The sequence below is a fragment of the Bradyrhizobium sp. STM 3562 genome (assembly GCF_045571435.1).
Classification (GTDB): domain Bacteria; phylum Pseudomonadota; class Alphaproteobacteria; order Rhizobiales; family Xanthobacteraceae; genus Bradyrhizobium.
On sequence record NZ_CP120694.1, the window covers coordinates 5,645,507 to 5,658,703 of the forward strand.

At 59.8% G+C, this 13,197-nt stretch carries 14 protein-coding genes and 2 pseudogenes; 3 read left to right on the plus strand and 13 right to left on the minus strand.

Going from position 1 to position 13,197, the window contains the following annotated elements; translation table 11 throughout:
- Positions 1-149 precede the first annotated feature (149 nt).
- Both P6U23_RS26335 and P6U23_RS26340 read right to left on the minus strand, forming a co-directional pair.
- Positions 150-1,418, minus strand: a complete 1,269-nt coding sequence (locus tag P6U23_RS26335; RefSeq protein WP_407175418.1) for a DUF892 family protein — start codon at positions 1,416-1,418, stop codon at positions 150-152.
- Positions 1,419-1,583: 165 nt separating this feature from the next.
- Entirely contained in the window at positions 1,584-1,736 is a 153-nt protein-coding gene (locus tag P6U23_RS26340) for a hypothetical protein (RefSeq protein WP_407175419.1), read from the minus strand.
- Positions 1,737-2,077: 341 nt separating this feature from the next.
- Here P6U23_RS26340 and P6U23_RS26345 point away from each other — a divergent pair.
- Positions 2,078-2,194 (plus strand): annotated as a pseudogene (locus P6U23_RS26345) (glutathione-dependent formaldehyde dehydrogenase); the annotation flags it as partial.
- Between the two features lie 322 nt (positions 2,195-2,516).
- Here the strand turns inward: P6U23_RS26345 and P6U23_RS26350 are convergent.
- The 9 genes from P6U23_RS26350 to P6U23_RS26390 form a co-directional block, all read right to left on the minus strand.
- Positions 2,517-3,524, minus strand: a complete 1,008-nt coding sequence (locus P6U23_RS26350; protein WP_407175420.1) for a patatin-like phospholipase family protein — start codon at positions 3,522-3,524, stop codon at positions 2,517-2,519.
- Between the two features lie 303 nt (positions 3,525-3,827).
- Positions 3,828-4,331, minus strand: coding sequence for a hypothetical protein (locus tag P6U23_RS26355; protein ID WP_407175421.1), 504 nt, complete (start codon positions 4,329-4,331; stop codon positions 3,828-3,830).
- 70 nt (positions 4,332-4,401) lie between these two features.
- The gene (locus P6U23_RS26360; protein ID WP_407181581.1) at positions 4,402-4,899 is read right to left on the minus strand and encodes an acyl-homoserine-lactone synthase; all 498 of its coding nucleotides are present in this window, start codon (positions 4,897-4,899) and stop codon (positions 4,402-4,404) included.
- 26 nt (positions 4,900-4,925) lie between these two features.
- Positions 4,926-5,177: a hypothetical protein gene (locus P6U23_RS26365; RefSeq protein WP_407175422.1), complete on the minus strand. Its 252-nt coding sequence runs from the start codon at positions 5,175-5,177 to the stop codon at positions 4,926-4,928.
- Positions 5,174-6,835 (minus strand): IS66 family transposase, encoded by a 1,662-nt coding sequence (tnpC, locus tag P6U23_RS26370; RefSeq protein ID WP_407181582.1) that lies wholly within the window; start codon positions 6,833-6,835, stop codon positions 5,174-5,176. The genes P6U23_RS26365 and tnpC overlap by 4 nt, the downstream gene beginning before the upstream one ends.
- Positions 6,836-6,895: 60 nt before the next feature.
- Positions 6,896-7,243: an IS66 family insertion sequence element accessory protein TnpB gene (gene tnpB, locus P6U23_RS26375; protein ID WP_407175423.1), complete on the minus strand. Its 348-nt coding sequence runs from the start codon at positions 7,241-7,243 to the stop codon at positions 6,896-6,898.
- Positions 7,240-7,632, minus strand: a complete 393-nt coding sequence (gene tnpA / locus P6U23_RS26380) for an IS66-like element accessory protein TnpA (protein WP_407175424.1) — start codon at positions 7,630-7,632, stop codon at positions 7,240-7,242. Before tnpA ends, tnpB begins: the two co-directional genes overlap by 4 nt.
- 31 nt (positions 7,633-7,663) lie before the next feature.
- On the minus strand, positions 7,664-7,876 hold the full coding sequence (locus tag P6U23_RS26385; RefSeq protein ID WP_407175425.1) for an acyl-homoserine-lactone synthase: 213 nt from the start codon (positions 7,874-7,876) through the stop codon (positions 7,664-7,666).
- Between the two features lie 170 nt (positions 7,877-8,046).
- Complete coding sequence (locus tag P6U23_RS26390) at positions 8,047-8,772, minus strand: autoinducer binding domain-containing protein (RefSeq protein ID WP_407175426.1); 726 nt, start codon at positions 8,770-8,772, stop codon at positions 8,047-8,049.
- 127 nt (positions 8,773-8,899) lie between these two features.
- Here P6U23_RS26390 and P6U23_RS26395 point away from each other — a divergent pair, with 127 nt between their 5' ends.
- Positions 8,900-9,226: a hypothetical protein gene (locus P6U23_RS26395; RefSeq protein WP_407175427.1), complete on the plus strand. Its 327-nt coding sequence runs from the start codon at positions 8,900-8,902 to the stop codon at positions 9,224-9,226.
- Here the strand turns inward: P6U23_RS26395 and P6U23_RS26400 are convergent.
- Positions 9,223-11,076 (minus strand): MFS transporter, encoded by a 1,854-nt coding sequence (locus P6U23_RS26400; protein WP_407175428.1) that lies wholly within the window; start codon positions 11,074-11,076, stop codon positions 9,223-9,225. The two genes, P6U23_RS26395 and P6U23_RS26400, sit on opposite strands and share 4 nt — an antisense overlap.
- Entirely contained in the window at positions 11,073-11,987 is a 915-nt protein-coding gene (locus P6U23_RS26405; protein ID WP_407181583.1) for an alpha/beta fold hydrolase, read from the minus strand. The genes P6U23_RS26400 and P6U23_RS26405 overlap by 4 nt, the downstream gene beginning before the upstream one ends.
- Before the next feature lie 241 nt (positions 11,988-12,228).
- Here P6U23_RS26405 and P6U23_RS26410 point away from each other — a divergent pair.
- Positions 12,229-12,351: pseudogene (locus tag P6U23_RS26410) on the plus strand (glutathione-dependent formaldehyde dehydrogenase); the annotation flags it as partial.
- Positions 12,352-13,197 lie beyond the last annotated feature (846 nt).

Below are 13,197 nucleotides of genomic sequence, written 5' to 3' on the forward strand. Positions count from 1 at the left end.
TCGTCGCGCCGGCCCCGGAAGGCCAGAACTGCGGAAGCACTCATCTGCGAACCCGCCTCTGGAGCGCAAAGCGAGACCTGGCCTGTCCGATCGCACTGCATGGGCACGGCACGTTCGCGGGACGAAGAGAACGCTCCGTCAGGTTGCGGTCATTCGGTCTGTTCGAGTGCCGCCGGCATCTTTGCGACCGACATCAAGGAACGAGCCAGCTGGTTCAGAAGCAGGTCGGTGATCTCTTCCTCGGCAAGCGATTTGGATAGCAGGGCACCAACGGCGCTGTGACGAAGCTGCTGCGCCAGGTTGCGGGCGGTGGTGTAACCCGCGATCTCGTAATGCTCGACGCGCTGCGCCGCCCCGATCAGTGCGAGATCGGCCGCGGCGTCCTCCATTTCCTCGCCCTCGCCCATGACCTCCTGCCCCTCCTCGATCAACCCCCTCATGCCCTTGCAGGGCTTGGTATGCGCGGTCTCGCCGAGCAATTCGAAGCATTTGTTGATACGTTCGATCTGCTCCTCGGTTTCGGCCAGATGCCGCTCGAACGCTTCCCGCAGCTGGTCGAAGCGCGCGGCCTGCGCCATCTTCGGAAGTGCTTTGGTGAGCTGCTTCTCTGCATGCAGGAGGTCGCCAAGCTCGTGCATCAGCAACTCCGTCAATCCGGCCTCGTCGGTTGCGGGCGAGCTTTCCGTCACGATCTCCCCTGAAGCGCCCGGCTCCCCCTGAAGCGCCGGAGACTCCGTGAAAACCCAGTCGCCGCCCTCGTTCCATGGGCCGCGCGCGTCAATCTCGCCATGATCTCCGGATCCGGTGGAGTCGTTGAAGAATTGGTCCACCAGACCGGGGGTTGGCGCGATCCGACCGACAGTGAAGGCCGGCTTGGATAGACTTTCGAGAGCGAGTGAGAACGCCTTCATGTGCGTAATCTCGCGCGTCATCAGGAATTGCAAGGCGTCCTTGCTGCCCGCGTCGTCGCAGAAATTAAGCAGCCGTTCGTAAACCATCTTGGCACGCGCCTCGGCCGCGATGTTGTTGCGAAGGTCGACGTCTAGTTCACCTGTGATCTTGAGATAGTCGGCGGTCCAGGGATTGCCCTGGGAGTTGAACAGGTTGATGCCGCCGCCGCCAGTGAGCGCGATCAGCGGGTCCGCTTCGGCGGCCTGACGGTCGAATTTGCAAGGCGCCAGATGCATCCGCGCCAGGCAGCCGACGACTTCCAGATGGCTGAGCTCTTCGGTTCCGATGTCCATCAAGAGGTCCTTGCGAGCCGGATCCTCGCAATTGAGCCCCTGGATCGAGTACTGCATAGCCGCCGCGAGCTCGCCATTGGCCCCGCCGAACTGCTCAAGGAGCATGTTGCCGAAGCGAGGGTCCGGCTCATCGACGCGAACGGTGAACATCAGCTTCTTGACATGATGATACATGGGAACCTGCCTTGGGCTCGAGTGAACATAGGCGAGAACGGAGCCTCTAAAGCTTCGTTCCTATTCATGAGGCGAGGAGCGCCCTCGCGAACGCGCAGCCTCATTCGGCGTTAGTTGCGAGTGCAAAGGAAACGGCCGGGCGTCAGCCCGGCCCTCTTGAGCGCATCACGCCGCCTGGCGCTGCTCATGTTCGAGATATTGCATTGTGATCTTCTCCACATTGGAATCGATCCACGAGGCCATCCGCTCCTCTCGCCTGAGCGACTGCTCAAGCGGTATTCGGTGCCTTCGAATGCCGGCGGCGCGGCGCAGCGTCACCGGAGGCTTATGGGCTGCTCCGGCGATGCACGGCAAGGCGCAACCCTGATCGGGAAATGCGGAGCGGGAACTGTCACGACATTCACGACATCGCCAACGCGAGAGGGCAATTGTTGGACTCCGCTCGATCGGATTGCCTCGCGTACTTATCTCACCGGGCTGATCAACATGGCAGGTCGATTGAACATCCGCAAAAGGTGCTGCCGGGCAACGCCCAACGCCATACCCTCGACAGCTATCCCTCCGAAGAACGCGCGCGATATGACCGCGTCTGTATACGTTGAAATAGAGACATGTCGAGTTCAGCGCACAGCCAAAAAGGCTGCCATTCCAGCGCTGGGCCGAATGGCGTCCTCTCAATTCCGCGCGTGCATGGGGCCGTGCTGGACAAGCTGCCGTTCGGCGCTTTGATGAACGAAGGCCTGACCATTCGAAGCGGGCAGCCCCATGTCAATCGGCGATCTCGCCAACATGGCAACGGTTGCGATGAATCCGCAGGAACGCAATGCGAACAGGGGCGCCCACATCATGGCGCTTGCCGCACGCGCCGCTATTAGCGCTCTTGATCGGGCCTGGCGCGCAGCCTCAATTCGGAGAAAGGACACGCAAGACTGCAATTGCCGACTACAGCGATCGAAGCGGCTTTCCCGCAAGCCTTCGGGCCATCAAGGGCGTGAGTCCGGGATGCTCCGATATCCTAGGACATGAGAACGCCGCGGCTGCTGCGCGCGTTCAACACCGCCGAGACGACGGCATCAGTGGTCGGCGCGTAGCGGGCCTTCAGGCCCGAGAGCTGCTTTTGCCTGGCCGCCTCACCTTGGTGATTCCTTGCTTCGGTTGGAGAGTTTGGGCGTATTCCATGTCGAGCCTTCCGGTCCTCCAGCGCTGGGCAAATCCTGAAGCCGAAAGCTCGAAAGACTTCTCAGGACCTGGCTCCTCCATGCCAGGCCGATAGCTCAGCAAAATGATCCGGTCTTTGGCGTCCGTTAGCTGCCTCAGGCTCTTCCGAAGCGCTCGCATTTCTGCAAGGTATTCGAGCCGGACCAAGGTCTGGTTCGCAAACGTCAGGTCGCCCTTGCGCTCGATCGTCGCTTCCAGCGAACAGGGCCGATCGCCGTCGCGAGGATACAGATCGATGACGTACAACAGGAGATCGCCGTCCACTTGAGCATTGAGTATCGGATCGAATGGCGCGTTAATCGACAGACCCCCATCTCCGAGCAGACGGCCGCCGACTTCAACCGGGGCAAACTCCGGCAAATACCCGCAGCTCGCCAGCAGGTGATCCATTTCCAGCTTGTCCTGCACGGAATCGAAAATCACGGGCTCACCGCTCTCGATGTCCGTGGCAGCGATCGATATTCGAGGCTCTCCGCCATTCAAGCGGCCGAAATCGACGAGGCTCGAAAGCCGCTCCCTCATCGGCGCGAGATCATAGAAGCTGCGAAAACGAAACGGATCGATGTCGGGAAAGCGGGGCCGGAAGAAACCGGCGCTGCCGGCAAGTCTGGTCTCGATCGCCGCCATCCAGCCATAAAGATGTCGCCACCAATCCGTGTCCGCGCGATCGGTCGGCGGGCAACGCCAGAACGCCTTCAGGCACGCGAGCCGATCGGCTACCGGATTTCCCGCTATCAGAGCGGCGGTCACCGCACCCGCGGAAGATCCCGTGACCCAGTGCAGCGGCAGCGACTGCCGGGTGAACGCCTCATAGACTCCGGCATGATATGACGCGAGGCCAAGGCCGCCGGAGAAGGTGATTGCTATCATCTGCGGAGAGGTGCTCATGGGCGGTCGCTTGATTAGCTTGAGGCCGTGGCATTTCGACCCGGGAAAGGGGTCGTAGCGGACAAATCAGATGCCGAAGAGCGGTTCCTGTCGACTACGAATTGAACCATCTCGCGCGTGCAGGAACAGCCCCGTCACGAAATCGTTGGATGAGAACACAGGAACCAGTGACACGGCCCTGAACGAACATCACGACGCAACCCAAGCAGCGGCACTCGAGCCGACGCCGCTAGCAGGCTGCTCACCGCTGGAGCCGAAAGCAAGCAAGCCGATGGCTCGCGTCAAGTGAAGCGCGATGTCGAGTCAACAAAGAAGCTCCTGAACCTTTTCCAGCAAAACTGGGTCTCCCAGACACACCGCCCATTCCAGAAGCATCTGCCGGACGGTTGTCGCCAAAATCCCATGAAGGGCTAACCGGTCCAACACAAACGATCGATCCGCATCGGCACGCGCGGTGGTGACGTCCGAAAGAAGCCGCACGTCATACCCGCGCTCGGCTGCCTGCAGGGCGGAAATGAATATCTCCTCTTCCAACCAGCCTCCTCCGAAGAACAGAACACTGGCCTGTGCTGAAGCGAGGCCGTCGGTGAAACGCCGGTCTCGCCAAATTGACAGAACATTGACCTCGAGCTGTGTGATCAAATCCATGGCCGCTTGATCCGCCTCGATGCCCGGCGGCTGACATTTGCCAACGAGAATGGAGCTGACATTGAACATCCGCAGCCCGGCTTGCAGCAATGAGAGACCGGTCCGTGTAACTCCCGTGTGAGCCGGCATTTGGTCACGCATCCAGTTGATCAAAACCAAGCGGCTATGTCGTGGATCTGCGAGCATGGACGTACCAATCGTCTTGGCTGGACGTGCTCCGAGGCACTTGTCAGGCAGCCACGTTGACAACATCGGGGGATGCAAGCACAGGACCGTGGAGTTCGGCTTGTTTGTACATCCTGTGAAGCGTGTATTCGGACGTGTCGAGATAGCCCGCGACTGCCGCAGTGCACCCGACCTGGCGTGGAGCATCAATCCGCCTGAGGGGCCAGCCTGCTCGCCGGAGAATGCGCTCCATGCGCGTGTCGGTCACGGTGACGATGCTGTCTGCGCACGCTCCGCGTGCGGCCTCGATCATGGCGGCGAAGAGCACAAGAGTCGCGCGGTTGAGGCTACTCACGGTTGTGTCGGAGACGAGCTTCGTATCCACGCAGAAGCGCGAGCTTTCGAGAACCCTTTCATCCCGCGGCGGCGATGTCCCGCCGAGCAAAACGGGAAAGATATCGGCTAGCATCGTTGGTCCGGTCGTTGGAAGCAGACGAACCGAACCGACAGCCGTCCCGGCCTCTGATATCAGCATGAGATAGGTCGGTCCTAGAGTAAGCATGCGGCGTGGGCCGCTGGCCAACTAGATTATTCTGATTGCCAGCGCTTGAGCCATTCCGGATTTTCTTTGTACATCCGGATGAGCTCGATCAGGTTTTCGATTCCGAAGTCGGTGAACGCCTGGATGCCGTCTTCGCCGACGCCATAGACCCAGATCACACCGTCCTCGATTTCCATTTCGATGGCGATATCCCGCAACCATTCTTCGTCTTCGCCGAGGTCCTTGGCGACCTGACTGATGGTGGTGACGTGATGGACCTTGTTGACGTGCGTGGTCATGCCGCTCGAGCGGAGATCGTTGCTGTCGCTGGCTTCCAATTCCAGGGCAGCAGCTCGTCCAGCCGATGAGCCGGATGGGAGGCGATGCGGGCGAGGACGTCCGCCAGCCAGGCCTGCGGGTCGACACTGTTCATCTTGCAGGAGATGATCAAGGTATACATGGCTGCGGCACGCCGTCCGCCGCGGTCAGAGCCGCAGAACAGCCAGGATTTTCGCCCAAGAGCTATGCCTCTTAGGCCTCTCTCGGCAGCGTTGTTGGAGAGACAGATACGCCCGTCCTCGAGGAAGAAGGTGAAGCTCGGCCAGCGCTTCAGGACGTAGGTGAACGCCTTCGCCAGGTCGTGCCCGCGAGAGAGCTTGGCAAGCTGCTCCCGCATGTAGATTTGAAGATCCTCGACAATGGGCCGGCTCAGCGTCTGCCGAACCTCCAGGCGCTCTTGTGTGCTCTTGCCATTGATCGAGCGCTCGATCTCGAACAGCGCATCGATCCGGCGCACGACCTCGATCGCGATCGGCGAGATCGGGATTTCCTTTTTGCCAGCGGCCTTGCGCCGCGCATTCTCTTCGATCTCGGCCATGGCGAAGAATGGACGTCGCGCATGCGCCCAGCAAGCAGCCTCCCGGATCGGTCCGGGCTGGCGCCCAGCCAGATAGAGCTGGTTGTACCCGTCAAAGGCATCGGCCTGCAGGATGCCGGCATAACGGGCCAAATGCGCCTGAGGATGCTCGCCCTTGCGGTCGCGTGAGTAGTAGAACATGGCCGCCGGCGGACCCGCGCCACCAAAGGGTCGGTCGTCCCGGACGTAAATCCAGCACCGTCCCGTGTCGGTCTTTCCCTTGGCCAGCACCGGCACCGTCGTATCATCGGCATGAAGACGCTCGGCCGCCATGACATGGGCTTCGATGAGGCGCAGCAGAGGATCCAGTACCGTGCAGACCGATCCCACGGCGTCGGCCATGGTCGAGAGCGCGATCGGCACGCCCTCCAGGGCGTAGCGCTCGGCCTGGCGGTTCAACGGCTGATGCTGGCCGAACTTCTCGAACATGATCATGGCCAGCAGGCTCGGACCGGCCCAGCCTCGTGCGACAGCATGGAACGGCGCTGGAGCCTGGCTGATCTTCTCACAGTCGCGGCAGCTAAACTTCTCCCGCACCGTCTCGATCACTTTCCACTGGCGCGGCACGGATTCCAGCGTCCGGGTCACGTCCTCGCCGAGCTTGCGCAGGCGCTTGCTGCCGCAGCACTCGCAAGCCGTCGGTGGATCGATCACCACCCGTTCGCGTGGAAGATGCTCGGGGAAGGTCTGGCGCTCGGCGCGCTTGCGCGTAAATCCGCGCACCGTCGTCGTCTTGGCCACGGCACGTTCGGCTGCCAATTCGTCTTCAGTGGCGTTACTTTCCAGCTCTTCGAACGTCAGCGCTAACTGATCCATCAGGCGGGACGATCGCTCTGACCGTTGGCCGTAGATCTGATGCCTTAGCTTGGCGATCTGCAGCTTCTGCTGGGCGATCAGCGCCTCGTCTTCTGACGCTTTGGCGCGGGCGACCGCAAGTTCGGCCGCGATCACCAAGCCGTTCGCGCGCTCGATCGCCAGCGCCTCTTTCAAGGCGGCGACCTCATCCGGATCCCGTCGCGACCACCATCCATGCGACGCAATGAATCACAGATTGGACGCGTTGGGACTCCCTAAAATGGAAACGCTCGCAGATTTCTTCGCTCAGCCCGCGCTCTGCGGCCGCCAACTTAGTTGTGGATTTCTCCAGTCGATGCCCTCGAGCATATAGGCCATCTGCGCCGCCGAGATCGACACCGCACCGCCCGATGCCGAGGGCCAGATGAACTTGCCGCGGTCAAGACGCTTGGCATAGAGCGACATGCCTAGCCCGTCATGCCATAAAATCTTGACCAGATCGCCGCGGCGGCCCCGGAAGATGTAGAGATCACCGGCATGAGGATCGCGCTTCAAGCTCTCCTGAACCGTAAGAGCCAAGCTTTGCATGCCGCGGCGCATGTCCGTGTGACCCGTGGCGATCCAGACCCTGACGCCGCTCGGGATCGGGATCATCGCCGCCTCAATAGCTCAAGAACCCGCTGCAGCGCCTCGCTGTCTACGTCACGGTCAACCCGCACCCGACAGCCGCCAAGCTCGATCTCGATGATTCCAGCCCTTGCACGCTGCGCAGGAGGCGAACACGACGGTTGCGGCGCGCATGTCAATGCTGAAGCCGGCGTAGAAGTGATCTCCACCGGAACGAGCGCCGGAACGGTCTCGCCGCCTAAGCAGCCCTGGCGTGCCTGTCGGCGCCACGTGAACAGCAGGCTTTGAGCCATTCCATGTCGGCGGGCGACGCCGCAGACCGTCTCGCCAGGTTGCAAGGTCTCCTCAACTAGGCGGACCTTCTCGTCGTAACTCCATCGGCGCCGACGTTCAGCACCTAAGACCTTGACCTGCATTCGCTACATGACCTTAAGGCTAGACTTAAGGTCACATCCTCAGAAAGGCCGCGGAATTGCACAAGGTGGCCGCCGCCGCAGGGATACGTCCTAGAGTATCGTACAGGTCGAGCTCCAATTCTCCGGAAACGGACACTGACCAGCCGAGTCGATCCTTGAAGACACGGCGTCGCAGCTGATACATCGCCGCGAGCAACGGCAGGTAACGGCCGAATTGAGGGGCGCGAAGTGCGATGGCATACATCCTGACCTCCTGAATTGATCAGGAGGCTTCAAGACCAGAAACTCCGGCTGCGATCGCCTGACATATTTTACAGGCAGATCATCGTCAATTTGATCACGCTGGATCTATTTGGAAGAAGACGACAATACAAACAGAACGCTTGCTCACGTCTTATTCCCGAGAGATGACGATTAGGACAAAAGCCCCCGGCGCAACGCCTCGGCGATGCATTGGGCAATGGACGCTGCGCCGAGCTTGCGGCGAGCGTTTTCAAGATGAAAAACTACGGTACGTGGTGCGATCTGGACCAGCACCGCTATATCGGCAACAGTTTTTCCGTGGGCGACCCACGCAAGGCATTGGCGCTCGCGCTGCGTGAGTTCGCCTTCAGCGAGTTTATCGTTGCTTAGGCCCAGCCTGATCGTAACATTGCAATGGAAATGCAACCCGGCAGCATGCAGCAGATCCCTACACTCGCGCACTAGCCGCTCCGGGTGAACATCGCGGGCGTCGGTCGCCAGCGAAAATGCGGCCACCTGACCAAATCCGCCCTTAATTGGGACCGTGATGCCCGATCTGATCCCGAAGGTTGTCGCCTCATCGAAGAACCGGCGTTGTTCGCGGTTTCCGACCGGCGATGACATCTCGCCTCCCCAGCCAAACAGCGCCTGCTCAACACGCGCACGGAGCACCACGGGATCGAGCTGCTGATACCTAAGCTGGAAATACCGGCTGGTCCAGGACTTTGGATAGGACGAGATGAGCATCGGAGTGTCGCCGGTGATGCGCAGATAGGCAAACCGCTGTAGGCCGAGTCTCTGGGTCAGCCGCGTAGCAATGCGTTCGAATTCATCCACGTTGGCCGCGGTTTGGATCGCATCGATGAATTCCTCAAAGATGCTTTCGAACGGGCTCATTCTAGCTCCACAATCTTGAACATCATGGCCGTCCTTTCCGGATGTAGCGCTACACGGTCTTTCTATCCTCGCGCGAAGGAGGACGGCCCGCGAGCGAGCGTGCAAGCTGAGTATTCTTGGGCAGGGCTTGTCTTGGGCAACCGCAAAATGGCAATTCAGCAACAATGAAATCAGAATACGACCTACGAGGTTTATTAGCGGCGGACAAGCTTTGGCAATCGATTTTGTTGGTGCAATCAGCAAGTCTTTGATGGCGCAGAAGCCCTTAGAGCAGCGCTCAGTGGTCAATGCTTGCCGCCAATTAGAGCAGAACTTTAGCCGTTCGGCTCGCTCTCAAATCATCGCCGATCACGCGCCCATCGAGAGCCCTCTCTTGCTGATAGGCCCTGAACAGCTACTGATGCTTATGTGGATTTACGCGGATCAATATCTTGCAGCTGAGAGGATCTCTTAATCGCCACGCCGCTCTCCCCCGCTCGTCGACGAAGGCAGGCGAATGTTGAACCAAATCCAAGCGGCAAGCTGAACGACGAGGTTCGCTCCAAAGGCAGTCTGGTAGCTGATTTCAGGGTAGTGTCCCTGTTGGGGCGCCCACTGTTGCACCACCAGTCCGATGGCGGACTGCACCAGAAATGCGCAGCCGATGTGAAACAGGTTGAGAGCCCCGTTGGCACGTCCCGCCAGCTCCTTAGGGAAATACTCGGCCAAAACAGCGTAACTGAGAACAGTCGCTGTGCCCAGGGCGGCGATGACCATCCACGGAAGGGATGATGGGATAGGTACTCGCAGGACGACTGCCAATTGCGCGACAAAAGACACAAGTGCAAACAGTGACAGAAGCTTTCGCGGACCAACGCCGTAGCGCCGCAGCTTTTGGACCGCAATACCGAGGCCCATTGCGCCTACACTTGATGCGAGCGCCATCAGGAAAAGGGTGCGGATCACTCCTGACCGATCCAGACGCTCGACATCCGAGAGCCATTGCGCCGCCCACAGCCCCTGCAGCGCCCAGGCCGAGCCGATGCAAGTGGCAGACAGTGGCGCGAGGCGCCAGAACCGGGGATCCGCATAGATGGCACGAAGTCCCATTGTCGGCCGCTTCGCTTCTGCTGACGGCGAGGACCTCGGGACGACAAGAAAGATTGTGAGCGCGCATCCGACCGCAGAGATGGAGAGCAGCTGAAACAATCCACGCCAGCCGATCGACACGAGCATGTACTCCGACGGCAATGTTGCAGTCATAGCGCCAAAGGCCGCCAGCATGATCATGAGCCCATTGAGCACAGGAGCCTGTTCGGCTGGAAACCAGAGAACGACGGCTTTCAAGCCGGCGGTCAACGCAGCTGAAGCGCCGAGTCCGATCAATGCGCGGCCGAGAAGAAGGAGCATGAAATTGCTTGACGCGGCAAACAGCACAGCGCCGATTGCGGCCGCCAATAACACTAAACTCTGAACTCGCCGCGGACCGTACCGGTCCAACCAAACGCCGATTGGAATCTGCGCTGCCGCGAAGGTCAGAAAGTAGACCGATGTCAAAAGACCGAGATCATCCGCCTTCAGACCAAACTCCGAGGCGAGCGGTCCGGCTATGGTGGCACCGATCGTCCTAAACAGATAAGACAGGTAATAAGCAGCGGCGAACGGCAAGAATACCCGAACAACGAGCATCCAATTTGGCCTGTCCCCTGGCGGTCGGGCTTCTGTCCGCGGAGACGAAAACCTCAATTGCGACGGCGTGCGAACTGTCCGTTTAGATGCCAGCTCAGCACCGTGCTCATTTCGCTCTCCCTCGGAGGTCATTGGCACGGGTGATTTGGCCACCGCCCGACCACTCCGATCGGGCGCTGTCGGGTCCCGTCGCGGTGCGCGTCCGGTGGCCTTGATCGGCGGACGTTCTGAACCGCTTCTCGTCACCCGCTCAACTGTTTCGTTGATGAGAGACGTTCCCAGACGGACCCGCCTTGCAACCTGTGCAGCAAATTCATCAAAACGGGCCGCTCCTAAGGTACAGGCAGCCGCCTCGTCTGCGGCCGAAAGCGCCGGGGTGACCGCGAGAAGAAACCGAGCCTGGTGCGCGACTGCCTCGCCAACGATCTGAAGATCACAATGGAGCTGGTCGAGCTGCCGCGTGATCGCGTCCAATTGAGCACTCGCGGCGGCCTTTGCGCTAGCAGCCTCAGGGGCGAGGAAATGAGAGAGGGCCGCCTCGACGATTGCTGATTTGGAAGCACATCCATCCTGCGCTGCGCGGCTTAGCCGCGCGGCGGTTGACTCAGAAAGTGAGACTGCGACCCACGGCTTCATGCGATCGCTCCACCAGCCTGCAAGGGAGCCGCGCGTACCGCATCGTTCTGGGAGCTCGACTGCTTTCTTACGTCAGAATGCTGGCAACTCGTTCGCTCGACCATAGTGAAGAGCGCTTCCAATTGCGCGTTGAATGCAGCAGGCTCTTCAAGATTGATGGCATGGCCAGTATTGGGGCATACCCAAAGTGCGGCACCGGGAATGGTTGACTTCAGCATCAAGCCAGTTTGGAGACATGGGTTGTCTTCGTCTCCTACGGCGAGCAGCACGGGTACGTTCATCTTTGAAAATTGATCTTGAAATTCGAACAAGGAGGGCCGTAAGGCCTGACACTGAAGCAGCGTGTTGGACATGCCCTGTGCCGAGAGTTGCTTCAGTCGCTTCACAAACACGTTCCAACCCTGCGGGTCCTTCTGCATGAGCCGCCTGCGGGTGGCGTGGCTCGCCATTTTCACAGCTAAGCTAGCCATTCCTCGAGCAGTCAGTGCGCGCGCAAGGACGGAGGCGCTCCTTGCCCATTCTTCCTGATCCGATGCGGGAGATCCGGCCCCTGCCCCAGCTGCAACGATCGCACTGGCTGCTCCGTCGTTTCGCAAGCCGAACAACAACGCTGCATACGCGCCCATGCTCGATCCAACCAGGTGCGCTCGCCGGATGGAAAGCGCTGCCATGACAGCCTCGATGTCGCGCACAGCGAGCTCCCAGCCATACGCGGCGGGATCATCAGGAACGTCGCTTGGTGGATATCCGCGTGCGTTGTAGGCGATGCACCGGTAACGACCCGAAAAGTGCCGGACCTGTGCTTCCCAGCTGTGTAGGTCCGCTTCAAATTCATGAATGAAAATAATTGGATAACCTTCTCCATATTCCTCGAAATACAACCTAATTCCATCGGATATGACAAAGGGCATCGTCACCGCCTTCTCCCCCAGCGACGGCAGACATGCCGCCGATCAGGTGACGTTGTGGATCAGAAGCGGGAATAACGGAGGTGTCGATCATGCCCAGACCGGAATTCGACACCGGACAGTTCGACGTGCGCACTGTGAGCGGCAGTCCAGCCATGGCCGGCACGATGCAAGCTGGACAAAGGCGAGGCAGTTGGCGGCAAGCTTGTCGTGGTGCGTCCCGGCTAAAGAATATTGTTCAGCGGAACAGGGTGATATCGATCCATCAGTCGTGGTCACGCATCGCGCCACGCTCGAGCAAGGGCCCGAGCTCTACAAAGACTTTAGGGTCAAGGAGGATGGTTGCATCCTGGTTGTAATGCCACCTAAAGAAGGAATGATGCGCCGCCCGATCCCGACGCGGATGGGGCGCTCAGGGCCGGAGCAAGTTGGGTCGACCAGGTTGCTGGCATTGACTTTCATCAATGGGCAGATTTCTCCAGGGGCCGTCGTCTTCGGCGTGCTCGGCCGCCGCTGAGCTCAAGCCATGGACGATCCTTCCACTCGACGTGATGTGGGCGATGTTCGTCAGGTGCCGAGTGGTCTGTACCGGTCGTTTCGTAACATGTTCTATGGACAGTCCACGGTGCGTCGTCCGACCAGGCACCTACACGGTGATATGCGGCAAATAGCTTTGTGTCTGTAAGCACCGGCCGGATTTTGCAGTAAGTCGAAAGGTCCAAATTCCCAATCCTCGGCGCTTTGCCGTCCTTCCTTCGTTCGCTGCCGCAAAGAACGCGTCAGACTGATAATCGCGAATTTGCATTGCACGCAAAGCAAGCTAGCTCGAGCAGCGAACTTGAGCATGCTGGCCAACGCGCGGTTCGCTCGGTACTAAAATCCGCACGCAGATTGTAGCAGCGCCACAAGAATCCCCGCCGAGAGACACGAAATCGCACCGAGGGTCCACCGCGGTCGCGCAGTTCCCATTGCGATGCATCCAATCAGCTCTTCTATTTGTCGCATCCGAATGTCGTTAGGTTCGCATGCAGCTGTTCGAGATAAGCGATCACGGAACACGTCAGTTCCAGGCCACTCTCCGATCACATCCACCGACCTGTAGAAGTCCCTCTAGACCTCTCAGCCGCGCCAACATCATTGTGCAACGCCAATTGCACCAGTTCGTGCTGCTTTCGCGTCCTGCTGCTCGGTTCGCCCATTCCTCGCCCTTGGA